This is a genomic window from Pyrococcus yayanosii CH1, from assembly GCF_000215995.1.
In the GTDB taxonomy this organism is placed as follows: Archaea; Methanobacteriota_B; Thermococci; order Thermococcales; family Thermococcaceae; genus Pyrococcus; species Pyrococcus yayanosii.
In genome coordinates this window covers 318849-344056 of sequence record NC_015680.1, presented here as the reverse complement: position 1 = coordinate 344056, position 25208 = coordinate 318849, and the positions used below count along the sequence as shown (strand labels likewise).

Annotated in this window: 28 protein-coding genes; 6 read left to right on the top strand and 22 right to left on the bottom strand. The window is 53.5% G+C overall.

Annotated features, from left to right (window positions below):
* The first annotated feature begins 39 nt into the window (after positions 1-39).
* Together pbp11 and PYCH_RS02030 are read left to right on the top strand one after the other, a co-directional pair.
* A complete protein-coding gene (gene pbp11 / locus PYCH_RS02035) occupies positions 40-351 on the top strand; it encodes a tRNA-binding protein Pbp11 (protein WP_013905163.1) in 312 nt (103 codons plus the stop codon).
* A complete protein-coding gene (locus PYCH_RS02030; RefSeq protein ID WP_013905162.1) occupies positions 348-1193 on the top strand; it encodes a TatD family hydrolase in 846 nt (281 codons plus the stop codon). The genes pbp11 and PYCH_RS02030 overlap by 4 nt, the downstream gene beginning before the upstream one ends.
* Before the next feature lie 31 nt (positions 1194-1224).
* Here PYCH_RS02030 and PYCH_RS02025 read toward each other — a convergent pair whose 3' ends face one another.
* The 6 genes from PYCH_RS02025 to PYCH_RS02000 are packed head-to-tail and all read right to left on the bottom strand — an operon-like array spanning position 1225 to position 4511.
* Positions 1225-2487, bottom strand: a complete 1263-nt coding sequence (locus PYCH_RS02025; protein ID WP_013905161.1) for an ABC transporter permease — start codon at positions 2485-2487, stop codon at positions 1225-1227.
* Positions 2484-3212, bottom strand: coding sequence for an ABC transporter ATP-binding protein (locus tag PYCH_RS02020; RefSeq protein ID WP_013905160.1), 729 nt, complete (start codon positions 3210-3212; stop codon positions 2484-2486). Before PYCH_RS02020 ends, PYCH_RS02025 begins: the two co-directional genes overlap by 4 nt.
* Positions 3199-3570, bottom strand: coding sequence for a hypothetical protein (locus PYCH_RS02015; protein ID WP_048058158.1), 372 nt, complete (start codon positions 3568-3570; stop codon positions 3199-3201). Before PYCH_RS02015 ends, PYCH_RS02020 begins: the two co-directional genes overlap by 14 nt.
* Positions 3557-3763: a helix-turn-helix transcriptional regulator gene (locus tag PYCH_RS02010; protein WP_013905158.1), complete on the bottom strand. Its 207-nt coding sequence runs from the start codon at positions 3761-3763 to the stop codon at positions 3557-3559. The genes PYCH_RS02015 and PYCH_RS02010 overlap by 14 nt, the downstream gene beginning before the upstream one ends.
* A 1-nt stretch (position 3764) precedes the next feature.
* The gene (locus PYCH_RS02005) at positions 3765-4235 is read right to left on the bottom strand and encodes a DUF2178 domain-containing protein (protein ID WP_013905157.1); all 471 of its coding nucleotides are present in this window, start codon (positions 4233-4235) and stop codon (positions 3765-3767) included.
* Positions 4236-4511, bottom strand: a complete 276-nt coding sequence (locus PYCH_RS02000) for a hypothetical protein (protein WP_013905156.1) — start codon at positions 4509-4511, stop codon at positions 4236-4238.
* A gap of 238 nt (positions 4512-4749) precedes the next feature.
* On the opposite strand from PYCH_RS02000, the gene PYCH_RS01995 reads away from it, so the two are divergent.
* Both PYCH_RS01995 and PYCH_RS01990 read left to right on the top strand, forming a co-directional pair.
* A complete protein-coding gene (locus PYCH_RS01995) occupies positions 4750-6063 on the top strand; it encodes a hypothetical protein (RefSeq protein WP_013905155.1) in 1314 nt (437 codons plus the stop codon).
* A gap of 77 nt (positions 6064-6140) precedes the next feature.
* Entirely contained in the window at positions 6141-7070 is a 930-nt protein-coding gene (locus PYCH_RS01990; protein ID WP_048058157.1) for a helix-turn-helix transcriptional regulator, read from the top strand.
* Here the strand turns inward: PYCH_RS01990 and PYCH_RS01985 are convergent.
* The 4 genes from PYCH_RS01985 to PYCH_RS01970 are packed head-to-tail and all read right to left on the bottom strand — an operon-like array spanning position 7060 to position 10162.
* Positions 7060-8325: a TIGR00375 family protein gene (locus PYCH_RS01985; RefSeq protein ID WP_013905153.1), complete on the bottom strand. Its 1266-nt coding sequence runs from the start codon at positions 8323-8325 to the stop codon at positions 7060-7062. The genes PYCH_RS01990 and PYCH_RS01985 overlap by 11 nt on opposite strands.
* A gap of 22 nt (positions 8326-8347) precedes the next feature.
* Positions 8348-9148 (bottom strand): proteasome assembly chaperone family protein, encoded by an 801-nt coding sequence (locus PYCH_RS01980; RefSeq protein WP_013905152.1) that lies wholly within the window; start codon positions 9146-9148, stop codon positions 8348-8350.
* Positions 9145-9333 (bottom strand): RNA-protein complex protein Nop10, encoded by a 189-nt coding sequence (locus PYCH_RS01975; protein WP_013905151.1) that lies wholly within the window; start codon positions 9331-9333, stop codon positions 9145-9147. Before PYCH_RS01975 ends, PYCH_RS01980 begins: the two co-directional genes overlap by 4 nt.
* A gap of 1 nt (position 9334) precedes the next feature.
* A complete protein-coding gene (locus tag PYCH_RS01970) occupies positions 9335-10162 on the bottom strand; it encodes a translation initiation factor IF-2 subunit alpha (protein ID WP_048058343.1) in 828 nt (275 codons plus the stop codon).
* A 68-nt stretch (positions 10163-10230) separates the two neighbouring features.
* Between PYCH_RS01970 and PYCH_RS01965 the strand changes: the two genes are divergently transcribed.
* Together PYCH_RS01965 and PYCH_RS01960 are read left to right on the top strand one after the other, a co-directional pair.
* Positions 10231-11442, top strand: a complete 1212-nt coding sequence (locus tag PYCH_RS01965; RefSeq protein ID WP_048058342.1) for a tRNA pseudouridine(54/55) synthase Pus10 — start codon at positions 10231-10233, stop codon at positions 11440-11442.
* A complete protein-coding gene (locus PYCH_RS01960) occupies positions 11408-12670 on the top strand; it encodes a UbiD family decarboxylase (RefSeq protein ID WP_013905148.1) in 1263 nt (420 codons plus the stop codon). The genes PYCH_RS01965 and PYCH_RS01960 overlap by 35 nt, the downstream gene beginning before the upstream one ends.
* A 40-nt stretch (positions 12671-12710) precedes the next feature.
* Here PYCH_RS01960 and PYCH_RS01955 read toward each other — a convergent pair whose 3' ends face one another.
* The 12 genes from PYCH_RS01955 to PYCH_RS01900 all read right to left on the bottom strand — a co-directional run bounded on the left by PYCH_RS01955 (position 12711) and on the right by PYCH_RS01900 (position 25197).
* On the bottom strand, positions 12711-13133 hold the full coding sequence (locus PYCH_RS01955) for a DUF371 domain-containing protein (RefSeq protein WP_013905147.1): 423 nt from the start codon (positions 13131-13133) through the stop codon (positions 12711-12713).
* Positions 13127-13465, bottom strand: a complete 339-nt coding sequence (locus PYCH_RS01950) for a DNA-binding protein (RefSeq protein ID WP_013905146.1) — start codon at positions 13463-13465, stop codon at positions 13127-13129. Before PYCH_RS01950 ends, PYCH_RS01955 begins: the two co-directional genes overlap by 7 nt.
* Positions 13466-13516: 51 nt before the next feature.
* Complete coding sequence (gene truD, locus PYCH_RS01945; RefSeq protein ID WP_013905145.1) at positions 13517-14758, bottom strand: tRNA pseudouridine(13) synthase TruD; 1242 nt, start codon at positions 14756-14758, stop codon at positions 13517-13519.
* Between the two features lie 9 nt (positions 14759-14767).
* On the bottom strand, positions 14768-15124 hold the full coding sequence (pth2, locus tag PYCH_RS01940) for a peptidyl-tRNA hydrolase Pth2 (protein ID WP_013905144.1): 357 nt from the start codon (positions 15122-15124) through the stop codon (positions 14768-14770).
* A 19-nt stretch (positions 15125-15143) separates the two neighbouring features.
* Complete coding sequence (locus tag PYCH_RS01935) at positions 15144-15971, bottom strand: universal stress protein (RefSeq protein ID WP_013905143.1); 828 nt, start codon at positions 15969-15971, stop codon at positions 15144-15146.
* Positions 15972-16043: 72 nt separating this feature from the next.
* Positions 16044-16691 carry a 30S ribosomal protein S7 gene (gene rpsG / locus PYCH_RS01930; RefSeq protein ID WP_013905142.1) on the bottom strand — a complete coding sequence of 216 codons (648 nt, stop codon included), beginning with the start codon at positions 16689-16691 and terminating at the stop codon, positions 16044-16046.
* Positions 16692-16697: 6 nt separating this feature from the next.
* A complete protein-coding gene (locus tag PYCH_RS01925) occupies positions 16698-17141 on the bottom strand; it encodes a 30S ribosomal protein S12 (RefSeq protein WP_013905141.1) in 444 nt (147 codons plus the stop codon).
* Positions 17142-17157: 16 nt separating this feature from the next.
* Positions 17158-17595, bottom strand: coding sequence for a NusA-like transcription termination signal-binding factor (locus tag PYCH_RS01920; RefSeq protein ID WP_013905140.1), 438 nt, complete (start codon positions 17593-17595; stop codon positions 17158-17160).
* A 12-nt stretch (positions 17596-17607) separates the two neighbouring features.
* Positions 17608-17907, bottom strand: coding sequence for a 50S ribosomal protein L30e (locus tag PYCH_RS01915; protein ID WP_013905139.1), 300 nt, complete (start codon positions 17905-17907; stop codon positions 17608-17610).
* 3 nt (positions 17908-17910) lie between these two features.
* A complete protein-coding gene (rpoA2, locus tag PYCH_RS01910) occupies positions 17911-19101 on the bottom strand; it encodes a DNA-directed RNA polymerase subunit A'' (RefSeq protein WP_013905138.1) in 1191 nt (396 codons plus the stop codon).
* Between the two features lie 10 nt (positions 19102-19111).
* The gene (locus PYCH_RS01905) at positions 19112-21835 is read right to left on the bottom strand and encodes a DNA-directed RNA polymerase subunit A' (protein ID WP_013905137.1); all 2724 of its coding nucleotides are present in this window, start codon (positions 21833-21835) and stop codon (positions 19112-19114) included.
* Positions 21836-21840: 5 nt separating this feature from the next.
* On the bottom strand, positions 21841-25197 hold the full coding sequence (locus tag PYCH_RS01900; protein WP_013905136.1) for a DNA-directed RNA polymerase subunit B: 3357 nt from the start codon (positions 25195-25197) through the stop codon (positions 21841-21843).
* Positions 25198-25208 lie beyond the last annotated feature (11 nt).

Genomic DNA, 25208 nt, shown 5'->3' with positions numbered 1-25208 from the left:
GATTTAAGGATTAGGGTAAAAATCCGGTGGGGAGTTGAGATGGGGTTGTTGGACAGATTGTTTGGGAGGAAGATTGAACGTATCCAGATAGCCTCACGGGAACCCATCGGGAGCTTTCGCGTTGAGGACGTCTTCAGGGTCATGGGGAGGCATGTCCTTGTCGGTGAGGTCCTCGGGGGAGTCATATATCCCGGCTACAAGGTGAAGGGTGAAGGTGTGGCCGAAATATATAAAATTCAGATGGAGAGGAGGGAGGTAGAATTCGCAATTTCAGGCGACAGGGTTGCCCTAATCTTGGAGGGAAGCCTAAAGGCAAGAAAGGGAGATGTACTTGAGGTGTACCGGGCATGATAATTCTGGACAACCACTTTCACGTCGATCCGTTCAAGGGGCTCTTCCTCGAGGCGGTTAAGCAGTTTCATCGCGCTGGAGGCACTCACTTGGTAGTCGTGTATAAAACGGCCCACGACTACGGCTTTCCCGGCCTTAAGGCAGAGGACTTCATCAAGGCAATGGATTTCCACGTTGAACTCGTGGAGAGGATAAACAAGGAGACACCTGTTAAGGCCTACGCCGTCGTCGGTGTGCATCCGGCCGAGTTCGTATACTTGGCAGAGCAGAAGGGCCTCGAATATGCCAAGGGTGAAGTCATGAAAGCCCTCGAATACGCCCAAAAGCTGTGCCTTGAAGGAAAGGCTATAGCGATAGGCGAGATTGGCAGACCGCACTTTGATGTTCCTTCTGAAGTGTGGGAGGCTAGCATCGAGCTCATGAAGTATGGAATGACCCTCGCGAAAGAAGCTGATTGCGCCGTGCAATTGCATACCGAGAGCTTCGATGAGGCGAAGTTCAGGGAGCTTGGCGAAATCGTGAGGGAGGTTGGCATAAAGCCCTACCGCGTTGTTAAACACTTCTCGCCACCGCTGGTTAGAGTGGCCGAGGAGGTAGGTGTCTTCCCGAGCATCATAGCGAGCCGGAAGAACATCGAGGAGGCCATAAGGCAGGGAAACCGCTTCATGATGGAGACAGATTACATAGACGACAAGCGCCGTCCTGGAGCAGTTCTCGGTCCGAAGACAGTTCCCCGGAAAACGAAGGCGTTCTTGCAGAGTGGCCTCTTCAGGGAAGAGGACGTTTACAAGATTCACGTGGAAAATCCGGAGAAGGTGTACGGAGTTGAAATGACCGAGTAGCCCCCGGAAAGGGGAAATATTAGTCGGAGCATCACCGCTTCTTCTTCCCGAACTTTAGCCTCGCCGTCAAGAGCTTCTCCGTCCTGAAGAACCTTGCCGTCACGTAGAGCATTGCCGCCGAGACAAAGGCTAAGTAGGCAACGCTGACGTAGAGATGGCCGTAGTCCCCCAGGAGCATGGCCCTTGAGGCAAGCACTGGGTGGCTGAAGGGAATCGCCAGCAGGGCGTATTTGATTATTGCGGGAAGTGCTTCGACATCGGTAACCATGAATATGAACGTTGGAAAGAGCAGGGGCATCATGACTGCGCTCACGAGCGTCCCGGCGCTCCTGATGTCCTCGGCGAATATCCCGAGTAGCATCGCAAGGGAGAGGGCGAAGGTTATTGCAAGGAATATTGTCAGGGCGAAGAGGGCCATGCCAAGGGGTGTTACGTGTAGGCCCAGCTCCTCCAAGCTGATATTGGACTGGGAGAAGGTTCCAAGGTAACGCTTCATGCCAATCATATAGGCTATCGCCGCAATGAGACCCATGACACCCGTTCCCATCATCTTGCCCGCCACTATGGCCGTTCTCGACACCGGCAGGGTCAAGAGTGTCTCAAGGGTCTTATTCTCCTTCTCGCTCGCCATTGTTCCAGCGGCCATTTGGGACACGAGCGTGAGCATTATGAATATTACAAGCGGTATCGAGAAAGCCTGCGAGGCAAGCACGTTTGCCACGACGGAGGGAGGCATATCTATTATTTTACCCCTCAGCACGGAGTATCCCCTAACCTCTATGGGATGGAGAACCGCCTCTGGGTTTCCAAAGTTCTTAAGCTTCAGCTTGGACAGCTCCTCCCCAAGGACGTTAACTACGGCGTTTATCCTTCCTTCACTCACGCTCTCCCTCATCCCGAGACTCATCCCTCCGAATATGCCGTAGACCTCGACGACGGCCTTCTCGTTGGCCTCAATGCTCTCTGAGAAGTTGGCGGGAATGATCACGAGAACGTTCTGGTCCCCATTTATAGCTTCCTGTAGAGCCTCGTCAACGCTCGACGCGTTTATCTGAACGACCGTCACGTTCGGAGCGGCAATGAGGGCTTTTATCAGCAGAGCTCCATAAGGCCCCTCGTCGAAGTTAGCTATGACGACCTTCGTTTCCTCCTGAGCCTGCTCCATGCCAAGCTGGACAACCTGCCCGAGTGCCGGGTACAGAATGAGAGGAACGATGATTATTCCGAATATCAGGCCCCTGTCCCTCAGCATATGCTTTAGCTCCTTCATGAATATTACCCAGAAGTCGCTCATGCCCTTCCCTCCACGGCCTTCATGAAAACCTCCTCAAGGTTCTGGGCATTGTAGCGCTCCTTCAGCTCCCTTGGAGTGCCCACCTCGATTATCTGGCCGTTGCTTATCATGGCAACCCTGTCGCAGAGGAACTCGACCTCCAGCATGTTATGGCTCGAGATAAGGAAGGTTACACCCTCGCGGGCGAAGGCCTTTATGGTCTTCCTGACCTCGTATGCATTCATTATATCGAGGCCGCTCGTGGGCTCATCGAGGATCGCCAACTTTGGTTTTACCATAAGGGCCCTCGCGAGCAGAAGCTTCCTCGTCATCCCCTTGGAATACGTGGAGACTTTGTCCCCAAGCCTGTCTCCGAGGCCGCTAAGCCTAATCCCAAGTTCCAGCATCTCCTTGGCTCTCCTTTTGTCCTTAGCGTAGAGCCTCGCCATGAACTGGAGATATTCGAGGCCTGTGAGGTTCTTATACGCACCCGCTTCCTCGGGCAGATAGCTTATAAGCTTCCTGACCTCCTCAGCTTCCTCCACAACGTCATAACCTGCTATTGTTACCTTCCCGGCCGTTGGTCTGAGCAGTGTGGCCAGTATCCTGAGCGTCGTACTCTTCCCAGCCCCATTAGGTCCTATGAGCCCAAATATCTCTCCCTCATGGACTTCGAAGCTTATCCCCTTAAGAGCCTTGACCTTTCCGTAGTCTTTCTCGAGGTTCAGAACCTCAACCATGGGCATTTTCAGCCCTCCCAACTTTGTAAACGAGCAGTCCAAGGGTGGCTAGAGTAACCCCTAAAAGGAACAGCTCCATTATCCCAGCGTAGCTCCCGATGATGGCAACGCCAAGGCCACTCGAAACTCCGAGCCAGCCATTCAATTCGTGATGGTTTTTAAAGCCATGGCTAAGCCCCATAAGCAACGCTCCCATCATCACAAGGCCGAGCTCAAGGATTAGAAGGGGTGTGTTTACCCCCGTGCAGACATCTCCGCTTGGCACTTCCATACACGCCAGTCGTTCAATGGGTGGCTTTGCTATGCCAAGGCCTGTGCCGAGGAGATAAACCATCAGTCCGGCCAATTTCTTACTCATCTTCATCACCCTCGTAAATGAATACATCCTCGATTTTAACCCCAAAGAACCTTGCAATCTTGAAGGCCAGTCTCAGCGATGGGTCGTATTTACCCTTTTCAATCGCTATTATCGTCTGCCTCGTCACGCCAAGGGCTTTAGCGAGTTCTTCCTGAGTCAATCCTCTTGCTTCTCTAAGCTCCCTTAGGCGGTTTTTCAATTTACATCACCCTGCTATAATAAGCTCTAAACGCCATGTGAAGGAGCATCACAGCTACGAGCAAAGCCTCTGCCAGAATAAATGCATCTCTGAGCGCCGGATTTTTCTGCTGGGCTACCGAGAGGTATATCACAGCAAATGCCAATCCAATCATAAACACTTGAAGGGTTCTTCTTGCTGAAATCTCTTCGATTCTCAGAGTTCTTTCGTCTTCAAGCACATAGCCTCTTCTCTTCATTGAAGCATAGTAGAGATTGAGCATGATACCTCCAACCAAAAAGACGGAAAATGCAAGGGGTAAGTTACCGTTGCTGACGGCGTAGCCCATCAAATAGCCCATTGTCAATATCACAAGCATTGCAGGGATGAGTGTTTTCTTTTTCTCATCACTTTTTGAAAGTTGGAGCAGGATTAACGTTGTTATTATAGCCAAGAAAGCCCATATGATGAAATTAACTATTGCCTCATTCATTCACATCACCTTCGAATAGTACACAAACCCCAGAATGTATCCGATACTCACCACTATTACCGCAGCTGTAAATCCTAACACGAACATTTTGTCGGTTTTATTAAGGTAGTTGAGAGTTTGTACTAGCAAGTTTACGAAAAGGAGGAGCATAACCGCCCATATGTGACTCTTTGCATTTATCGTCCTGAACCTCTCGTCCCTGTTCTCGAATCTCAGAACTAAATAAACGTAACCAAGAATTGCCAATATCCCCAATACGCCAACAACTTTCATCATGGTGCTCCCTCCATGTAAAGCTTCCTTTACGTAAAGTTCACTTTACATCATTTATAAGTTTTATGCCAATATCTGTCCATTTCACCCAAAGGACACAGAATCATAGAGGCAAAAGTGCGGGCAAATGCTTTAATTCCTGCCTTCTAAGCAAGGAACCTGAAGAAACGTTTTGAAATCTGTGAGTCCAACAAGTTCCTAATATACAGGTGACCATCTACTCGCAATCAGGTGAGAACCCATGAAGATGAGTATGAAAACACTGCTGGTGCTCTTCATAGGGGCACTGATACCTCTAAGCACTGCATGGGGGGCAACCAACACAACCGCAGTGAGCAACGTCTCGGTGGTCAACGCCACGAACGTGACCAGCACCACCCCCGTTAACATGACCAACGTCACCAATACAACGAACACGAGCGCTGTTCAGGCGTACAATCTGCTCCTGATACTGGACAAGGTCGCCAACTATAGCGAGAGCCTGATGGCCGAGCTCAATGCGAGCAACGTCACAATATCCAACTACACCCTCGAGCTCTACTCCCAGGCTGAAGCAATGCATACCAAGGCGTGGAAGCTTTACAATGCCGGCAACTACAGCGAGAGCATAAACGCCTCCATAAATGCCCTCTACCTCTACAAGGAGGTCATAGAGGAGCTCACCGACCACTACAAAGAACACATTGAGGAACAGTACGAGTACTACGAGTACTATGAACTCATAATGGACGCCAAGGAGGAACTTCAGAGGGCCAGTGAGTACTTCCCGTACGTGGAGAAAGTTATCGCGGAGGCTAAGGCAGAGGGGCTCAACGTCACCTACGTCATGGAGCTTTACAACGAAACTAAAGCGGCTTATATGGTCGTCGCCCAGGATCTTGCCAGTGGCAACGTCACAACGCTCAAGACAGACCTTGAGTATGCGGAAGAGCTAATGGACAAGCTTGAGGATGCCGTTGAGGAACTCCAGGAGCAGATAGTCAGCGCAAAGGCTGATGAGATAAGCCAAGCCTTCATGGAGAAGCTCCAGGAGCAGATGAAGCTCATGAATGAATTGCTTGCCATGCTCCAGAACTCCACGATAAACGCCACTTACCTACAAGAGAACCTCATGGAGCTCCAGACGATGTACGAGCAGTTCAACGCCCTCGTTGAGAGCGGCCAGTACGAGGAGGCCCTTGACATGCTCCACGACATCAACGAAGAGCTCCACGACATCGTTGAGGAAGTTAAGGAGTTGCAAGAGGAATACTATGAAAAAGAACACGATGAATACGAACAGGATCACGAGGATGATCACGACGAACATATAGAGGAAAATGAGAGCGAGCACGAGGACGATCATGGGGAACATGACGAAAAATACGCCGAGGAGGAGAGCGAAGACGACCAGAATGAGAGCTATGAAGAACAAAGCGACAATGATTATGGCAACAATGGAAACTACGAAGAGCAGGAGTCTCATGATGACGATAACGGCCAGTATGAGGACTCTGAGGATAACAACGGAGACGGGAAACACAACGGTGAAGACGAATTGGAGGATGAGGAGTGAACATCTTTTTAAGTATCTTTTTCTTGGTTTTAAGAATATTTTTTAAGGGGAATTTCTTAACTTCAGGAGGTGCTGGAATGAAGAGCAAAGCAGCAATACTGCTGGCAATTGCACTCATGATTCTGCCTTTCATAAGCGGGCAGTACTCCGTCGAGTCTCTAAGCCTTACAGTCTATTCCGACGGGTACGTTAAGGTATCCGAGGTCATTATCCCAGAAAACTACACGGTCAGCTTTTCCATATCACTTCTCGCCACCAACGTTGAAGGGCTGACCGTTATCGATGAGAATGGGAATCCTCTACCGTACAAAATAAACGGTTCCATTCTTACCGTATACTTCGAAAACGCCATCCCAATTAAAATAACTTATTATACTCCCGATCTTACATCAAAGAAAGGGGCAATATGGAGTGTCCATTTCACTTCAGAAATACCAGTTAAAATCACGTTTCCAGATAACGCTGTTATAGTCGACCTTACAGATATACCCCTTAAGATAGATGGAAACTCGATTCTCATGCCCCCTGGAAATCAGACGGTTTCCTATGTCCTTGAATACAGACCAGCAAGAACTGAGGCTCCCGCATCGGGAACAGCCACCGAATCCTTCAACTCAACGGCACCATCAAGCTTAGGCTCTTCATCTCAGAGTTCAAGCACTTCCAGCGAAAGCTCCACGAATTGGGCGATGGTTGGTATATTGACCCTTCTCGCCATTGCTGCTGGGAGCTTTGTCTACATGAGACGAGGGAGTAAAGAAAAAGTCGTCGGCATTAGCAGGGAGGACTTTGAGAAACTTCTCAAGAAGTACGAGCTAACAAAGGACGAAGAAAAAGTTCTGCTCTACTTGTTTGACAGGGGCGGAAAAGCGAGGCAAGCGGAGGTCAGGGAGATGCTTGGGATTCCTAAGACGACCGCCTGGAGAATGTTCAACCGCCTTGAGAAGCAGGGGCTGGTGAGGGTTTACAAGAAAAGGAGGGAAAACTGGGTGGAGCTTAAGCTTTGAAGCAGTTTACCCTCCTCAGAAACTTAAAAAGTGTAGTTTGCCTCGGCCGGACGTCTTCGCTGGGAACCTCAACATCCACACTCTCCAGCTCGTCCACTCTAGCTTTCATTATTTCAGGAGGAAGCTTTATTTCTCCATACTTGCCGCCTCCGCCCGGAATCACTATGAGCTTTCCCTTCCTGTAGGCCCAAATTGCCTTGGCAACGTCCTCATGAACGTCCGCTAGGGCCTCTATGGGGATGTCAACGAGGACCTGAATCTCACTCCCGAACTCCTTCAGGAAACGCTCCCACACAATTTTCACGGCCTTCGTCTCGACACCCTTTCCCAGGGCCATGGCTATTATCTCGGCGAGCGGGGCGAGCTTGAGGTAGGGGGGCCTGTCCTTGGGCCTCTCCTCCGTGTCGGCGAGTTCGAGTATCCTGTCGCGGACACCTTTCTTTATCCTTCCTCCACAGCGAGGACACCTCCACTTCAGGGCTCTCGCCTCGTCGAGCGAGTATTTCGTGTAGCACCGGGAGCATGCCGTTAAGTGATACTTCCCCAGTCGGGGATCAAGACCGGCATTAAGGACGATTCTCCTTCCTCCACGCCCGAGAATTGCCTTTCTAACCTCCTCAAAGGTGGCCTCTTGAATTTCAAAGCGGTTGAACTCCCTGCCGAGCCTGTGAGGCATTGGGGAGTGGGCGTCGGAGTTTGAGAGGTAAGGGAGCTTGTGGTGGGCCTTTATCCTGTCGGCCATCTCGCTGTCCGCCGAGAGGCCCAGCTCTAGGAAGTGAATTTTTGCATCGCCGTAGGCTTCCTTCAAGCTATTATATTCCTTGTAGAGGCTCGTCCAGGGTGTGAAGGCGTGAGCTGGCCCTATTAGGACGTCAAGCTCCCCTGCAAGCTCTGCTATCTCCTCCGCGGAGAGGTTTACATGCGGTCTTCCCTCGCTCTCGATGTTCCCGATCCGGGTTCTCATCTCTCTAACCGCCTCGATATTCGGGAATACGAGGAGGTGATGGACTCTCTTTTCGTCCTCGATCTCAGCCGTGAGAAGGAAACGGACGCCCTTCACCTCGTAGGTGCCCTCATCAACCTCTTTCCCATATTTGAGAAGCTCCTTCTCCCACTTCGGGTTCAGGATATCCCCAGTGCCCACTATACCAAGACCCTTGAGCCTTGCGTTCTCGGCTATAACGGGGAAGACCATCGTCCTCGAGACCGCCTTAGAATAGTGGGAATGAATGTGAAGATCGGCGTCGACGAGCATTAAACCACCCAAAAGGAAAGGGTCAGAGGTAGCCCCTGTCCTCCTCCTCGTGAGGCCTCGGAAGCTGCTGTTCCAGCATGGCCCTCTGCATCTCCTCGACCTTCCTCAGAATCTCCTCCGTCTCCTTGGCCCTCTCCTCAAGGGCCGTCATGTCAATCTCGAGGCCGAGTATCTTAGTAACGGCCGAGAGGACGGACTTGGCGGCCTTAGCGTCCACTATGTAACCGAGGCTCTCCCCTAGCAGGCTTATGCCGTACATCCCGCGGAGCTTCCCTATGCCGAGCAGCAGTCCAGCGGCGCCGACTATCGCACCGCCCTCGTCCTCCCTCCATATGATCTCGACGCTACATCCCTCAAGCTTGGCCTTGTAGTAGTCTATGAGGTCCTCGTGCGTTACCGCTGCCAGCACTCTTGGCTCTCCTTGCAGTTCGGGCACTTGGTAGCCCCCCATAGTTATAATCTCCCTCGTGCCAAACTCGGCCACGAAGTCGAGCATCTTGCTGACGACCTCAAAGTGACCGTAGCTGTCCGTTGGGGGAACCTGGGTGTCACCCGTGATGATTATCAGGTCCCTGTGCTCGTCATCGGGGCTCTTCCAGTAGTAGAACTCGTTCTTCATGAGCTCAACGGTGGAGTTCTTCCTTATGAGGACCTGGTGCATGAAGTGGGGCGAGTATAGCTCAGCGAACTTCTTGGCATTGAGTTCTTGGATGAGATGCTCGGCCGCCAGCTTTCCGACGAGCCCTATGCCGGGCAGACCTTCGATGAATATGGGATCATATATGTCGGGCCTCTCGTAAACGACTATTGTCGTCTCCCTCATGCTCCTTCCTCCTTGCGCCTTATACCGAGAATCTCCCTCTTGAGCCTCCTCCTATACTCGCCGTAGGGATCTTCCGGTGAAAAGCGGGGCGGATGAGCCACCTTTGTCTTCGCTCCGCAAACGGGGCAGACATCCTTTAGTGTGTAGCGGCCGCATTCCGGGCACTTCCTTATTCGGAACCTCATCTTACTTCTTCCTCCTCTTAACCTTCCTAATCCTCTTCTCCTTCCGCAGGAGGGTGGCTTCACCGCCGGCCTGCTTTATAACGCGCAGAATTTCTTCGGCAATGTCTTCCAGGACCTCCTCTGCCTTATAGTAGTCAGGGGCGGTGATGTCTATTCTATAACGGGGCGCACCCTGATAAGTGAATTTCACTTCTATGTCCTTCTCCTTGTTCACCCTGTCCCTGGCCTTTATCAAGGCTTCCCTGATTATTTCTATGCCATTGGGCTTGGGAACCGTTATCTCGAACTCAGCGTCGATGGTTACGGTGGGCACTTCCACGTAGTTCTCGACTATCTCCTTGAGGACGGGAAGCCACTCGTCGGGGATGAGCCCCTTGAGGACCTCTATACCCTCCTTGGCGGCCTCCTCGAAGGCCGCATAAACCTCTCCGTACTCCTCCTCGAGGGGAACCCAGACCTCCCTCCAGGCCGTCTCGAAATCCTTACCGAGCTTCCCGGCGGCCATCTTGAGCAGGTTCTCGGCCTTCTGGGCCCTCTTAAATTCCTGAAGCTTGGCCTTCCTCTGCTGCTGGGTGACCCTCCTGAGGCTCAGGTCTATGTGGCCCTTCTCGGGGTCGACGCGGATAACCTTGGCGACTACCTTCTGTCCCTCCCTGAGGTAGTCCCTGATGTTCTTCACCCAGGTCGAGGCGACTTCGCTTATGTGCATGAAACCTTCCTTTCCGGGGTACTCGTCAAGCTCGAGGAAAGCACCGTAATGGTGAACCCTCTTGACCGTGGCGACTACGAACTCTCCCTCTTCAGGGAACTCCCTTGCCCTCCTCGGCATCTCCATCAACCTCCAAACTCCCTTCACGGTCATCCTTTTAAAGTTGTGCCTTCAAAGGTGTAGGGATGATAATAGTCAAGAAGGCCGCGGAAGTATTGGGGAAAGTTGAGCTCTGCAACCACTGCCTCGGCAGGCTCTTCGCGAAGCTTGGAAAGGGTAGCAACGAGGAGAGAGGAAAGGCGATAAGGTTCGTCCTGAACATGGAGAGGGCCGCGAGCGAACTACCCTTGCTGAAGGAGCCAAAGAGGTGTGAGCTATGTGGAGGTGTCTTCGAGAGGCTTGAGGAATACGCGAACCGTTGTCTCAATGCCGTTGAGAGGGAGGGAATTGAGTTTGACACGTTTCTCGTGGGCTCAAGGTTCCCAAAGGAAGTACTTGAGAAGGAGGAAGAAATCTGGAAAAGGTTCGGTATCGAATGGGGAGAACCGATAAACAGGGAGTTCAACAGGGAGCTTGGAAAGCTCCTCGAGGGGCTCCTCGGCAAGAAAGTTAACAGGGAGAGACCCGATGTAGTATTCATCGTCGAGCCTGCCTCTGGACGGGTGGAGCTCCAGGTGAACCCCATTTACGTTTACGGTCGCTACCGAAAGCTCGTTCGAGGAATTCCGCAGACGCCCTTACCCGGTTTCAGGGACAGCGTGGCGTCGATAATCTGCAGGGCCTTCTCAAGGGCCTTCGGGGGAAAGTGTGTCTTCAAGGGCGCGGGAAGGGAAGACGTTGATGTGAGAATGCTTGGCAGGGGCCGACCCTTCATCGTGGAAATTAAGAGACCTAAGAGGAGGAAGGCTAACTTAGAGAAAATCGCGGAGGATATCGCGGCAAGCGGGAAGGTCGAGGTTCTTGAGATGAAGTTCGTGGGGCCGAAGGAAGCCGAGAAAGTCCTGACGGAGAGACACAGGAAGCTCTATGAGGCCCTCATCTTTGTGAGGGAAGGTGTAATGCCCGAGGAGGTTAGGAAGGTAGTCGAGACTCTCAGAGGGGCGGAGATAAGGCAGAGAACTCCCCGAAGGGTTCTCAACAGCCGGAGCGATACTGTGAGAGTTAGGAGGGTTTACGAGGCCTGGGGCGAGCCCATAGATGAGACCCACTTCCGCTTGCGGCTCCTGACGGATGGGGGTCTCTACATAAAGGAGCTGATATCGGGGGACGGGGGGAGGACGAGGCCATCTGTTGCGGAGATCCTCGGTAAGGACGCTTGGTGCGAGCTTCTCGACGTCCTTGACGTGCTGGATGGAGGTGATGAAATTGCTGAAGGAGATAATTGGGAGGTTCAAGGATGAGCTTGTCGTCATCGAGGAGCCGGTTAGCAGGGAGCTTGAAATAACGAAGTTCCTCCTCAGGTACAGGGACAGGCCAATCCTCTTCAGGGACGTTGAAGGCTGGGAGGTCGTGGGCAACCTCTGGTCGACGAGGGAGAGGATAGCGAGGTTCCTCAACACTGACAGAAGGGGGCTTCTCTTCCTGCTCACCGATGCAATAGAAAATCCCAGGACCTATAGGGTAGTAGAGGATGCTCCGTTCCTGAAGAACGTGGAGAAGGCCGACCTGGAGGCCTTGCCCGTGCCAAAGTTCTACTCGAAAGATGGGGGCAGGTACTTCACGTCAGCAATGGTGATTGCCAAGAGGGATGACTTTGTGAACGTCTCATTCCACAGGATGATGGTGCTCGATAGCGAAAGGGCCGCGATAAGGCTAGTTCCCAGGCACCTCTACGCCATGTGGAAGGAGAAAGCGGAAATGGGAGAGGAGCTTGACGTCAGGATAGTCGTGGGCAATCCGGTGCACCTCCTCCTGGCAGGGGCGACAAGCGTAGCCTACGGGGTGAGCGAGCTGGAAATAGCGTCCGCGATAAGCGAGATTGCCTTTGGAAAGCCGCTGGAAGTGGTTGACGTCGGGGGTATTCCCGTGCCCGTAGAGAGCGAGTTCGTCTTCGAGGCTAGAATTCTACCTGAGCTGACGGACGAGGGACCCTTCGTGGACATAACGGGAACTTACGACCATGTAAGGAAACAACCCATCGTGGTCTTCGAGAGGATGTATCACGTGGACGATCCGATATTCCACGTTCTCCTCCCAGGTGGCTACGAGCACTACATGCTCATGGGCCTCCCGAAGGAGCCCCAGATATACGCGAGCGTCAAGCGCGTTGTGCCGAAGGTTCATGGAGTAAGGCTGACTGAAGGGGGATGCATGTGGCTTCATGCCGTCGTCAGTATAACCAAGCAGCATGAAGGGGACGGAAAGAATGCCATCCTGGCGGCCTTCGCTGGCCACCCGTCCCTCAAGCGCGTGATAGTAGTGGATGAGGATGTTGACATATACGACGACCGCGAAGTTGAGTGGGCAATAGCGACAAGATTCCAGCCCGATAGGGACCTAATCATAGTTCCCAATGCCCGCGGGAGTTCCCTTGACCCGTCTGGGGAGGACGGCCTCACGGCCAAGTGGGGGATAGACGCAACGAAGCCCCTCAAGGGAAAGGAGAAGTTCGAGAGGGCGAGTCTCTAACTCAGGGTGGGCGTCCCTCATCACCCTATCAGGAGTCCAACTACTCATCATCGACCACGAGCTCAACGACTGCAACCGTCTCCGGATCCTTTAGCTTTTCCACAAGGTCCCTCTTCAAATCTTTTGCGGCCTTGTTCGCCCTTATCGCTAGGGTTCTGCCGTCCAGATAGTCACTCTTCCTTACGACTATTGAAACGTCACTCTCAAGGCTCAGCCCGGGATGACCCCAGGCTACTACCTCCTCCTCTAGCTCGTCAACCCGGATTATTATTCTTACCCTCTTCCCGGCCCTAAGGGCCCTCTTGAAGTCCTCTGAAAGGTCTTTAAGAGCCTTGTCGGCGGAGACGCAGATTATGCAGTCTCCCCTCGGAGTCAGGAAGTCTTCCTTCGTTATCTCGAAGGTGGAGCGGTGCGTGGCCCTGACGTTGGGATGACCACGGCACCTGATGACTTCCCTCACCATTTTATCCTGAACTCCCTCCTGGTCCTGGCCTCTATCTGAGCGAGTATCCTCTTCAGCTGGGCATCCGTGAGGGGCTCCCTTATCTGGCCGGTCTGGTAGAGCTGGACTAGTATGAGCTCGACCTGCCTAGCAAGTTCTGGCCTCACCAGCTTTACCCTTGCGAGCCTCTCCCTCGCCTCTGGCGTGAGTATCTTCCTCAGGATGGCCTGTATTTGGGCCTCTATGAGAGCCTGCTGTCTCGCCTCTTCCTCCCGAGCCCTCTGCTGTTCAAGGTACTTTCTCTGAAGCTCAAGGAGCTTCCTCTTCCTGATCTCCTCGATGTCCTCTGCCATGAGCATCACCCCTGAGGAGCTCTTTAGCAATCCTTATAACGCTATCCCCGGTTAGTGGTCCTTCATGATTTCCCGGAGGACGCTCGTAGCGTAAACACCCTTGGGCAGGAAGAACCTGAAGAGGACACTTCTCTCCTCAATCTTATAGGCAAAGTGGAGGGGCTTTATGAGGAGCTCCCTCCTCCCGCCCGGCTCTCTTAGAGGCTTCGGAAGTCTTTTGAAGGCTTCGAGGCTTATACCCTCCCCCTCAAGGATTTCGGTCTCAAGACGGCCAGGAAGACCGCGGGCCCGGCGCATCAAGAGTCCAAATATCGGGCCGGTTACCATAGCTTCTCCAGCCTTTATCTTCTCGTTCACGAAGTCCACGTTTGTCTCGGTAACCCTGTACGTCCTAGACCTCAGGGGGATGCCTCCCTTCACCTGAACAACTATATCGCCGGGTATGGCCTCCGCAAGGGACATCCCTTCCTCAATGCGCCTGCTCAGGTAAAGGTTGAAGAGATACGCTTGATAGGCATGGATGAATATCCTCGCGATAGGTCTCGGGAGGACGAGGAAGGCCTTCTTCCAGCTGCCTGTCTCCCTGTACCGGTAAAGCATGGCCCTTTCGTAGCGGAGGAACTTGGGAAACTCCTCCAACGCCCTCTCAACGTCACCCGTCTCCCAAAAGTTCCTCCTAGCTTCATCCCCCTCCATGTCCCCTTCGGCGTAGCCGAGGAAGAGCCTTGCGGCGCTCTCGAAGTCCCCCAGGAGAAGGAGCTTCCCGACGAGATGATTTACAACCCTCCTTTCCCCAAACCGCTGGGGGCCGAAGTAGTTGGGAAAGCCGCCCTTCTCCTTCAGCTCCCCTATAATCTCCGGAAGATTCTCGGGTCTCTCAGGACCCCTAACCCGGATTAGGAAGCGGTTACCAAGGAGCATTCCAAGCTTGAGCCTTCTGCCCTTGCCGACAAACCTCAGCTCAACGCCCTTCATCTTGATTGAGTTGACTCTCTCCTTGAGCTCAGGCCTGCAGATGCTTATGTACTGGTATGTGACGGCGTGCCTGTCCTTCGTTCCCGCAAAGCCTATCTCCGAGTAGTGGATACCAAGCCTCTTCGCAATTTCCTTAATTGCCGCCATCGTCTCCCAGTTCCGCTTCTTGAGGAGGAAGAGAAGGCAGGGGCCTCTAAAGGCTGCCTTTGGTAGTACCTCCCTAACGATGAAGTCCTCAGGATAGACCTTTATTCTCCCACCTATTCCAGGAGTCTCGCTAAGATGCCTGAACCTTCTGAAGAGCTCCCTGAAGTCCATCGGAGCACCTCACAGTAACTTGAGGTGGCCGGTTACCTTGTCTACGAGCTCCTCCGGGGCCGGTCCTATCGCCAAGCAAGTAACCGTTCCGGGCGGAATCTCCGTCAGACCGGCGTCCCTTATCAGGGCTGTTGGAAGGCCAAGCTTTTCAGCCTGTGCTTTAAGCTGGAACAGTTCTTCTTCGTTCTCCACCTTGACCACGACCTTCTTCTGCCCCTCTCTGAACCATGCCTCAAACCACTCCCTCCTCTTCCTATATGCCTCAAAGGCCGCCGTGACGGCCCCGTGGGCCACTTGCACCGCCAGCTTACCTTTGCTTATCTTCAGGTCTTTCCTAACGACCATGACCTGCTTGTAGTAGAACATGACTCCCCTTGCCCCCTATTCACTCGCATGGAACGAGTAGAACTGGCAACCTGCACTCCCGGATAATTCTTTCAGCCGTGCTCCCGAGGAGTAACTCCCTCAGGACGCTCCTTCCCCTCTTCCCTATAACTACAACGGTGGCGTTCTTTGTAAGGGCCAACCCAATTATGCCGCGAGAGGCTATGCCGGCCAGGACCTCGACCTCCGTTTTCCACGGGAGTTCCCTTGCGTATTCTTTTAGCTTCCTCTCAGCCTCCCTTATGTTCTCCTCAAGCTTCTCGACCTTACCATAGTCAACCACGTGGGCCAGAATTACCTCCTCAACCTCGGGCAACTCCTTGACGACTTCAATAACTCTGGCCGAGCACTCGGAGAAGTCCAAAGCCACGAGGGGCCTCTTGAAAATCGTGGAGCAATCCTGAAGGGCCTTAAGGGTTCCATCCTCGACCTCGTACCTAAGGAGGAGAACGGGCCTATGGGTGGCTCTCACGAGGTTTGAGGCTGTACTCCCGAGGAACATCTGTCTCAGGATGTTCTCGCCCTTGGATGGGACCACAACAAGGTCAACGTCCTTCTCCTTCGCGACCTCTGCGATTTCAAGGGAGGGTATACCTATCCTGACGATGGTTTCGACCGTTATTCCCTTCTCCCTCAGAGCTTCAGCCAGTTTCTTAAGCTCCTCCTCCGCAACATCGGACATTTGGAAGGCTTCCATCTCGGCAAGGGTTATGTCCACGACGTGGAGCAGTATGAGCTCGGCGCCGGTCGCGATGCTGGGAACGCACTCGAGAAGGGCCTTCCTTGAAACCTCAGAGAAGTCTGTAGGATATAGTATCCGCTTAAACATGGCCTTACACCGAAAAGAAGTTTGGAAAAAATCCCCTATATAAGGACTTCCCAAAGGAGAAGTGAGAAGGGCTCAGCGCGAAGACTCGGCGATACGCTCTATCTCCAGCTTCTTGCTGTAGGCGTAGCTCTTGGGGTCCTTGTTGGCGGCGAGGATTATCTCTTCGGCGAGAGCCTCCGCATAGCTCATCTTGGTCCGATAGCACTTGGCACTGGCGCCAAGGGCGATGTTCCTGAGGGCAACGTCAAGGCGCCTGAGCGGGGATATGTCAACGGCCACGTGGTACCTTATTCCACCGAACATGACGCTCGTCGTGTCCTCCCTCGGGGCGGCGTTCTCTATGGCCCAGATGAGAACCTGGATCGGGTTCTTTCCTGTCCTCTGCTCGATTATCTTGAAGGCCTCCTTAACAACCTCGTAGGCCTTCATCTTCTTGCTCATCAGGGAGCGGTGCTCCCTGCGCATGAAGTGACCCGCGACCTTATAATGGCTACCGCCGCTACGCATGACCTTGTTGATGAGCCTTTCAACGATGTGGACGTTGGCCTTACCAAAGTGCTTCTTTGCATGCCTTCCATGGGTGTGCGGGAGGAGGCGAGGCTCAAGGTTTATGTAGGGCTTGAGGGAGGGGTCTCTAACCTCGACGTCCTCGACGCTCCAGCGCCCCATGACCTTAATCTCCTTGGGGATGAAGAACCTCTCTGTGAGCGGCTTGGCCATGGCAGATCACCTCCTCGGCTTCTCCTTCCTGCCCTTGACGAGCTCCTTGAGGCTAACGCGGTTGACCTTGACGACCTTGTAGCGGATTCCAGGGATGTCACCCATTGAACCGCCCTTAGGACCACCGATGCCCTCTATGATAACTTCGTCGTGCTCATCGATGTAGTTGATGGCACCGTCACCGGGACAGAAGGCGGTGACAACCTTACCGTTCTTGATGAGCTGGACACGGACGGCCTTACGCATTCCTGAGTTGGGCTGCTTGGCCTCGACGGCTATCTTCTCTAGCACTATTCCCCTGGCCTGCGGAGCACCTTCAAGCGGGTCGCTCTTCTCCTTGAGGCGAAGGACCCTCCTCTTGTACCTTATGTCACTCCAGCGGAACTTCTTCCTCTTGAGCTTGAGCTTCCTGCCTGCGAACTCACCATTAGGAGCCTTCTTTCCAGGCATTAGCATCACCTTACCTTCAGATTATTATCACGTCATGAATACCATGGTGTCTCTCCATAAGCTCCCTAACGATGTTTATGTTGTGACCACCCCTCCCGATTGCCCTCGGCTTATCCCTCGGGCTGACATCAAGGAGGGCGACCTTTTTGCCGTCTCTCTTCTCAGTGATGTGGACTTTTTTAACCTTTACGCCCATCGTTTTATAAATGTTCTTAATGAACTCCTCAGGGTTCTCGGAGTGCTCGACGAGGTCGATTTCCTTTCCTATCATCCCTTCGATTCTCCTCACGTTAATGCCCCTCTTGCCGAGGGCTAGCCCCATCTCCCCCTTCTTAATGACGTAGATGAGCCTGTTTCTCTCGCTATCTATAAGACAGTCAAGCACCGTTGCCCCCGTGAAGCTCTCGAAGAGGGCTATGTACTTTATCTGCTCCGTGTTGAGCTTCAGCGGCATCCCCTGCTCACCTCACTTCTTGGCGAGGGCTAGTATGTTGCTCTCTCCGGGATCAACGATGGCAAGGGAGGCCACGACGAAGGGCTTGCCCAGGAGGGTTCCAAGCTCGACGCTGGTTCCCTCGAACTCGTAGACTGGAATGTCGCTGAGCTTGGCGTAGTAGTAGATATCGTCCTTTATCTCTTTGGGAGCGTTCCTGGCAACTATAATGAGCTTTGCACCCCCAGTCTTGGCGAGCCTGATTGTTTCATTTGAACCGAGGACAATCTTGCCTGTCTCCATGGCCTTCCTCAGCTCGAACGCAAGATCCATACATCACACCTCCTCCTCTTTCTGCGGCCTCAGTGGTAGCTTCATGGCGAGCCTAACAATGCCCGTCCCGACGGGAACGGGCTGACCGATGAGCACGTTCTCAATCACGCCATTGAGATTGTCAATCTCACCCCTCTCGGCGGCCTCAAAGAGGTGCTGGGTCGTTATCTCGAAGGCCGCCCTTGCAAGGACGCTCTCCTTCTCACCAACGACACCGTGCCTGCCTATGGGCCTCACGATGCCGTCGAGGGTCATGATGTCGGCCACGAGCATGATGTGCCTTATATCAACTTCAAGACCCTGCTCCCTCATCGTGTTGACGATCTCCTCAATTATGGCGTTTCTTGCCGCTTCGATGCCGAGCACCTCAGCGATCTCGTGGATGTTGTTCGTCCTCGTCCTGGTCGGGTCAACGCCGGGAACCTTCAGGACCTGCTTGAAGTTTGAGCCTTCCGTGTAAATGACGTACTCGTCGCCCTCCTTCCTCACTATGGTCTTTCCGACGCCTGACAGACCCTTAAGGCGGTGCTTTTTAACCTTTTCGGCAAGCCTTCTGAGGTCAGAGATTTTCTCAGCTTTCTTGGGGCGAACAATCAATGTATAACCTTCCACTTCAAACTCGGCGCTCTTGAAAGAACCCTGAAGCTTCTTGAGAATCCTCTCCATGCTCAGGCCGCTCTTCTCGAGCCTCTCGGGGTCTATCTCGACGATGAACTCCATGTTTATGAGGTCTATGGTAGTTGAGCGGGCAAGGTTCTCGACGGTTGTTCCCTCAATTCTCCTCGCGACTTCCTCCGCCTTAGCCCTGTCGTGTCGGTGCTCCTCGTCAAGGTACACTGTCATCATAGGAGTTGAGGGGTTCTTCCTCGCGTCCACTATCTCTATTATCCTCGGCAGACCTAGAGTGACGTTTATCTCGGCGACACCGGCGTAGTGGAAGGTGTTGAGGGTCATCTGCGTCGAGGGCTCGCCGATGGACTGAGCGGCAACCGTTCCAACGGCCTCCCCAGGTTCCACAAGGGCCCTCTCGTACTCGCGGACGACCTCTTCTATTATGGCCTCGATTTCGGCCTTCTTCAGCTTGTACTTCTCATTGTACTTCACGAGCTTCTGGTAGAGCTCTTCCTTAACGCTCTTGGGCAGGAGGGAACCTTTCTTCTCTACCAAAGATTTGATTGTGGAGGGGGAAACCACGGGGATCACCTCACGCCTTCCCGTTCACTCTCATCTTGAAGAGGGTTCTCATAATTATCCTGTCCACGTCAACCGTCTTTCCACCCCAGCTCTTCATAGGATCAATACCATCCTCGCCATAGCGGAACTGAACGATGACGCCGTTTGGATCCCTGACGGTTCCATCGTAGTCCACCTTAAGGTCTTGGAGAGCATTTATCAGACGGCGCTGCATGTAACCGCTTTGGGCTGTTCTGACTGCGGTATCAACGAGGCCTTCCCTACCACCCATGGCGTGGAAGAAGTACTCCTGCGGGGTAAGTCCGCTCTTGTAGGAGTTGACGACGAAACCCCTAGCCCTAGCTCCCAAATCGCCAGGCTTGAAGTGAGTCAAAACCCTTCCGCGGTAGCCACGGTAGAGGCGCTTGCCACGGATGGACTGCTGGCCAAGCAGGGCCGCCATCTGAGTTATGTTAAGTATCTTACCCCTCGCACCCGTCTTGGCCATGATGACCGTGTGGTTGTCCATACCGAGATACCTCTCAGCGACGCTACCGGCGTTGTCACGGGCCTCGGCAAGTACGGCCATTATCTTGCTTTCTAGCGTTTCTTCAATGGTCTTACCGGGTAGTGGCTCAAGCTCTCCCCTTCTGTAGGCCTCTATGAGCCTCTCAACTCTCTCCTCGGCCTCGCGGATTATCTCCTTTATCCTATCTATAGCCTCCTGCGGAAGGTCCTCATCGTCTATCGCGGTTGTGAAACCCTTGTGGGTAATGACCCATATGGCAAGCTTGGTAACCTGGTCAAGGAACTGCCTGGCCCTTTCAACGCCGTACTCCCTTACTATGAGGTCGAGGATTATGCCGTCCTCCCTTCCGTAGGCCTTCTTGTCTATGGCACCGCTCAGAAGCTTTCCGTTCTGGATGTAAACAAAGCCGTCGTAGGCTAGCTTTCTGACCTCCTCTGGGTCGGGCATCAGCTTCTCCTCTATGAGCTTCTCCAGAGCTTCACAGCGCTCAGGCTCGTCGCAAAGCTTGTTCCTATACCAAACGGTCAGGTCATCCGGAAGGAGAAGGGAGAATATTGTCTTTCCACTCCAAAGAGGCTTTCCGTTCTCGTACTTGTCGGGCTCAGGTAGTTCCTTCACGTCAACGCCAGCAAACATTAACATCTGCTCTACCTCTTCCCTCGTGAAGTAGGCCCCCTCGCGCGTCAGCAGGTAGCCGCCAGAGATGTGATCTTGTATACCACCAATTATCGGGCCACCGTACCTCGGCGATATGATGTGATTCTGAACCTCCATGAGTATCCTGGCCTCGGCCTGAGCCTCCTCCGTCTGCGGCACGTGCAAGTTCATCTCGTCACCATCGAAGTCGGCGTTGTAAGGCGGGCAAACGGCAAGGTTGAGCCTAAACGTCTTGTAGGGCATGACCCTAACTCTATGGGCCATTATGCTCATCCTGTGGAGAGATGGTTGTCGGTTGAACAGCACTATGTCGCCGTCAAGAAGGTGCCTCTCGACCGTCCAGCCTATGTCGAGCCTCTCGGCAAGGAGCTCCCTGTTACTGTCCATAATTCTTATCCTTCTTCCCTCAGGGTCAATGACATAATTGGCTCCTGGATACTTCTCGGGCCCGTTGAGGACCATCTTCCTGAGTTTCTCGATGTTGAACTCCGTGACCTTCTCGGGAACGGTGAGCTCCATCGCTATCTCTATCGGCACGCCGACCTCGTTAATGCTTATCATCGGGTCAGGGCTGATGACGGTTCTCGCTGAGAAGTTAACACGCTTACCGCTGAGGTTGCCCCTAAAGCGTCCCTCCTTACCCTTAAGCCTCTGGGCAAGGGTCTTGAGGGTTCTTCCGCTCTTGTGCTTGGCCGGCGGAATGCCGGAGGTCTCGTTGTTTATGTAGGTGGTGACGTGGTACTGAAGGAGATCCCAGAGGTCTTCGATGATGAGTTGTGGTGCACCGGCCTCGATGTTCTGCTTGAGCCTATTGTTTATTCTTATTATGTCGACAAGCTTATGGGTGAGGTCGTCCTCGGCCCTAATGCCAGTCTCGAGGGTTATAGAGGGTCTTACGGTGACCGGGGGAACGGGCAGGACGGTGAGAACCATCCACTCAGGCCTAGACTTTTCGGGGTGGAGGCCTAGGAGCGGCAGGTCCTTGTCGGGTATCTTCTCAAGCCTGTCCCTGACCTCTGTGGGCATCATCCTGTGCCTATACTCGTTGCCCTGCTCGTCCTTCCTTATCTCCCAGTATATGGTGGGCTTCTCAAACTTGATGGGAAACTGCGGGGCACCACAGTGCGGACAGACCATTCTCTCCCTCGCCTTCTTATGTATCTCCTTGAGTATCTTGTTGACCTCGCTCCTCCTGTTGCCTGCGAGCTCTAACTTCTTCATATATTCCTCTATCTCCTCATCCGTGAGCTTTATCCTGCCGCACTCGCGACAAGTGCTCTCAAGGATACGGTGGATGGTTTTGGCGAAACCCACGTGAATTACCGGACGGGCCAGCTCTATGTGGCCAAAGTGACCCGGACATTCTCCGGCCCTTGCACCGCAAGTCTCGCACCTAAGGCCGGGATCTATGACGCCCATTCTTTTGTCCATCACGCCGCCCTCGATAGGATAGCCATCGTCATCGTAAGTGTCGGGAACTGTTACTTCGACAGCACTCATCTTCCTGATTTCTTGAGGGGAAAGAATACCAAACTCGATACTCCCGATAACCTTCTTAACCGACTGCATGGCCATCACACCCTCTCCGTAAGGTTGAGCTTAGGCCTAATAATCATAGCCTTGAGTTCGTCAAGGAGCAGCTTGAAGGCATAGCTCATCTCGACCTTGCTAATTCTCTCCTCCTCGCCACAGACGGGGCAGTATACCTTGCCACGCCGCTTGTCTTCGAGTGCTATATGACCGCAGTTCTCGCAGACCCAGACTTCTGTCTTATCGCTCTCCTCCAGGAGACGCTCGATGAGCAACATGGCCGCTCCATGTCCGACCAAGACGTCACGCTCCATCTCACCGAACCTGAGGCCGCCTTCCCTAGCCCTTCCCTCAGTGGGCTGCTTGGTTAGGACCTGGACAGGGCCGCGGGAGCGGGCGTGTATCTTATCTGCAACCATGTGGTGAAGCCTCTGGTAGTAGATGACACCGATGAAGATGTCGGCCACAAGCCTCTTTCCGGTTATGCCGTCGTACATGACTTCCCTACCGTTGTGCTTGAATCCAAGCTCCTCCAGCTCCTTCCTAAGCCTCTCCTCGGGCTCACCTATGAAGGCCGTGCCATCAACTCTTCTTCCCTTCAGCGAGGCGACCTTTCCACCTATTGCCTCTATGAGCTGTCCAACGGTCATTCTCGATGGTATACCGTGCGGGTTGACTATGAGATCCGGCACGATTCCGCTCTCGGTCCAAGGCATATCCTCCTGCGGGACGATCAGACCAATAACACCCTTCTGACCGTGCCTTGACGCGAACTTGTCTCCAAGCTCGGGAATCCTGAGGTCCCTGACGGTGACCTTGACGAGCTTGGTTCCGTCGCCGGTCTCGGTGATTATGACTTTATCAACGATACCCTTCTCGCTCGGCCTGACGGCGACGCTGGTTTCTCTCCTTTCTTGAAGTATCATGCCACCGAGGCCACCTCTCTCCTCGAGGAACCTGGGCGGAGATGTTCTACCAATGAGAACGTCCTTGCCATCGACCTTCGACTCTGGAAAGATAAGACCATCCTCATCGAGGTTGCGGTAATACTTCTCGCCCCTGTAACCCCTAACTGTCGGGTCAGGTATTTCGAAGCGGTCTGTCTGACCTCCGAGGTACTTCTTCTCCTCGGCCTCATAGGTTCTGAAGAACGTCGAGCGAGCAAGGCCACGCTCTATGGAGGCCTTGTTTATTATAATGGCGTCTTCCATGTTGTAACCCTGGTAGGCAAGGATGGCAACGACGAAGTTCTGGCCGGCGGGCCTGTCCTCGTAACCAACGGCCTTCATTATCCTCGAGTTAACGAGCGGAACCTGCGGGTAGTGGAGGAGATGACCCCTCGTGTCCACCCTTATGCGGAAGTTGGCCCACCCAAGCCCAAGGCTCTGCTTGGCCATGCCCGCACCGTAAGTGTTTCTTGGAGCCGCATTGTGCTCCGGATACGGAACGAGCGAAGCAGGAAGACCAAGTATGGCTGCCGGCATGAGCTCGAGATGGGTGTGCTCCTCAGTTACTTCCCACGGCCACATAGCGACGTAAGCGTTCTCCTCCTCTTCAGCGTCTAGGTACTCAATGATGCCCATCTTTATCAGGTCGCTCCACTTGAGCCTGCCCTGTTTCACGGCCTCCACGTGCTCCCTCGTGAGCTTTGGCTTCCCGTTCTCCACTATTATAAGCGGCCTCCTGACACGACCGTCATCGCTGTTCACGTAAACCTCTTTGATGTCCTCATAGTATGCAACATTGATGACGTCACTTATCTTTCCGCTCCTCCTATCCTTCTTTATCCTCTCGACAAGGGCTTTTCCATCCTCAATGGTTCCTATAAGGACGCCGTTGAGGTAGACACGCCAGAGCTCGGGGCTGGGCCTCCTGACCTCTATTGGGATAATGCCAAGCTTCATCAAGTATTCCCTGACCTCCTTCTCAGGAACCGCCGTCGTTATCTGAGCCATAAGGGCAAGGTTCTTGACGAGACCACAGTTCGGACCCTCTGGAGTCTCCGTTGGGCATATGCGGCCCCAATGAGTCCCGTGCAGGTCACGGGCCTCGAAGTGGGGCTGCTCCCTGTCGAGTGGAGAGGTCACGCGCCTTAGGTGGGAGAGCGTGGACATGTAGTTGGTCCTGTCAAGGAGTTGGCTGACACCCGTCCTCCCGCCGGGCCAAGCCCCAGTTGCCAGGGAATGTTCAATCCTCTCCGTCAGAACGTCAGGCCTTATGGAGTTCCTTATGAAGCGGTGAATGTTACCAAAGGTGTACTTCTCCCCCTTCCTCTGGTAGGTCTTGGTCATCTGGTACTGGATGTCCTTCACAAGCTGAGCAAAGGCAACGCGGAACAGGTCCTTGAGGAGATCTCCGGCGAGACGGAGCCTCTTATTGGCGTAGTGATCCTTGTCGTCCTCATCTCTTCTGCCGAGGGATAGCTCGATGACCTTGAGGGCCATCATACCGAGGTAGTAGGCCTTTCTTATTCTGTCCTCGGGGTTCACACCCATGTGCGGAAGGAGGTTGTTGTCTATGACGTATTCTGCTCTTTTCAGCCTGTACTCTCTCGCCTGTCCCGGCGCCACGAGCCTCCCTATGAGTTCAAGGGCCTCCATCTGCGTTTGTATGTCGCTGGCATCTTCAAGATTGTCAAAGAGAACCTGCTGAACCTCCGGGTCGTTGCCAACGGCATCGACGATGTCCTTATCCTTCTCAAGGCCTAGGGCTCTCATAACGTAGACGAACTTGACAGGCTTGGGAACGTTGGGTATGCTGACGTATAGTATGCCGTCCTTCCTCCTCTCCACCGTGATAAGGGCACGGTAACCATGCCTGTAGGAGAAGCACTTAGCTAGGTAGCGCTCCTGCCTCTCGTCCTTCTCGACCAGCGTCCTGTTAGGGGCTATGTCCTCGATAGAAACGATGACCCTCTCAGAGCCGTTTATGATGAAGTAACCTCCCGGATCCTTGGGGTCTTCACCGAGCTTGATGAGCTCCTCATCGCTAAGGCCGTAGAGGCGGCAGACCTTGGATTTGAGCATTATTGGGAGTTCACCAATGCGAACCTCAACGGGCTCCTGCTCGATACCCTTAACCACGGGTATCATTTCGAGGTACAGGGGTGCGGAATACGTAAGGTTCCTTATCCTCGCGTCCATAGGGTAGAGTGGCTTCCTCTGACCGTGGGCCTCCTGGAACTCGGGCTCACCGACCCTTATACGGCCGAACTTGACCTCAAAGTCAGGGATGTCGGGCTTGACGCCTCCGAACTCGTTAACGACCTCCTGAAGGCCGCGTTCGATGAAGGCGTTGTAAGAATCAAGGTGCTGCCTCACAAGGCCCTTCTCCTGCCAATAACTCTCCATAACAACCCAAAGATCGTCGGGAGTAACCTCTACAACCGTAGGTCCCCTCATGCTCTCACCCC

Coding starts and splice junctions, on each gene's coding strand:
- pbp11 (WP_013905163.1), top strand. CDS start 40: ATGGGGTTGTTGGACAGATTGTTTGGGAGGAAGATTGAACGTATCCAG.
- PYCH_RS02030 (WP_013905162.1), top strand. CDS start 348: ATGATAATTCTGGACAACCACTTTCACGTCGATCCGTTCAAGGGGCTC.
- PYCH_RS02025 (WP_013905161.1), bottom strand. CDS start 2,487: ATGAGCGACTTCTGGGTAATATTCATGAAGGAGCTAAAGCATATGCTG.
- PYCH_RS02020 (WP_013905160.1), bottom strand. CDS start 3,212: ATGCCCATGGTTGAGGTTCTGAACCTCGAGAAAGACTACGGAAAGGTC.
- PYCH_RS02015 (WP_048058158.1), bottom strand. CDS start 3,570: ATGAAGATGAGTAAGAAATTGGCCGGACTGATGGTTTATCTCCTCGGC.
- PYCH_RS02005 (WP_013905157.1), bottom strand. CDS start 4,235: ATGAATGAGGCAATAGTTAATTTCATCATATGGGCTTTCTTGGCTATA.
- PYCH_RS02000 (WP_013905156.1), bottom strand. CDS start 4,511: ATGATGAAAGTTGTTGGCGTATTGGGGATATTGGCAATTCTTGGTTAC.
- PYCH_RS01995 (WP_013905155.1), top strand. CDS start 4,750: ATGAAGATGAGTATGAAAACACTGCTGGTGCTCTTCATAGGGGCACTG.
- PYCH_RS01990 (WP_048058157.1), top strand. CDS start 6,141: ATGAAGAGCAAAGCAGCAATACTGCTGGCAATTGCACTCATGATTCTG.
- PYCH_RS01985 (WP_013905153.1), bottom strand. CDS start 8,325: ATGCTCGTCGACGCCGATCTTCACATTCATTCCCACTATTCTAAGGCG.
- PYCH_RS01980 (WP_013905152.1), bottom strand. CDS start 9,148: ATGAGGGAGACGACAATAGTCGTTTACGAGAGGCCCGACATATATGAT.
- PYCH_RS01975 (WP_013905151.1), bottom strand. CDS start 9,333: ATGAGGTTCCGAATAAGGAAGTGCCCGGAATGCGGCCGCTACACACTA.
- PYCH_RS01970 (WP_048058343.1), bottom strand. CDS start 10,162: ATGCCGAGGAGGGCAAGGGAGTTCCCTGAAGAGGGAGAGTTCGTAGTC.
- PYCH_RS01955 (WP_013905147.1), bottom strand. CDS start 13,133: ATGGTGAGGGAAGTCATCAGGTGCCGTGGTCATCCCAACGTCAGGGCC.
- PYCH_RS01950 (WP_013905146.1), bottom strand. CDS start 13,465: ATGGCAGAGGACATCGAGGAGATCAGGAAGAGGAAGCTCCTTGAGCTT.
- truD (WP_013905145.1), bottom strand. CDS start 14,758: ATGGACTTCAGGGAGCTCTTCAGAAGGTTCAGGCATCTTAGCGAGACT.
- pth2 (WP_013905144.1), bottom strand. CDS start 15,124: ATGTTCTACTACAAGCAGGTCATGGTCGTTAGGAAAGACCTGAAGATA.
- PYCH_RS01935 (WP_013905143.1), bottom strand. CDS start 15,971: ATGTTTAAGCGGATACTATATCCTACAGACTTCTCTGAGGTTTCAAGG.
- rpsG (WP_013905142.1), bottom strand. CDS start 16,691: ATGGCCAAGCCGCTCACAGAGAGGTTCTTCATCCCCAAGGAGATTAAG.
- PYCH_RS01925 (WP_013905141.1), bottom strand. CDS start 17,141: ATGCCTGGAAAGAAGGCTCCTAATGGTGAGTTCGCAGGCAGGAAGCTC.
- PYCH_RS01920 (WP_013905140.1), bottom strand. CDS start 17,595: ATGCCGCTGAAGCTCAACACGGAGCAGATAAAGTACATAGCCCTCTTC.
- PYCH_RS01915 (WP_013905139.1), bottom strand. CDS start 17,907: ATGGATCTTGCGTTCGAGCTGAGGAAGGCCATGGAGACAGGCAAGATT.
- PYCH_RS01905 (WP_013905137.1), bottom strand. CDS start 21,835: ATGCAGTCGGTTAAGAAGGTTATCGGGAGTATCGAGTTTGGTATTCTT.
- PYCH_RS01900 (WP_013905136.1), bottom strand. CDS start 25,197: ATGAGGGGACCTACGGTTGTAGAGGTTACTCCCGACGATCTTTGGGTT.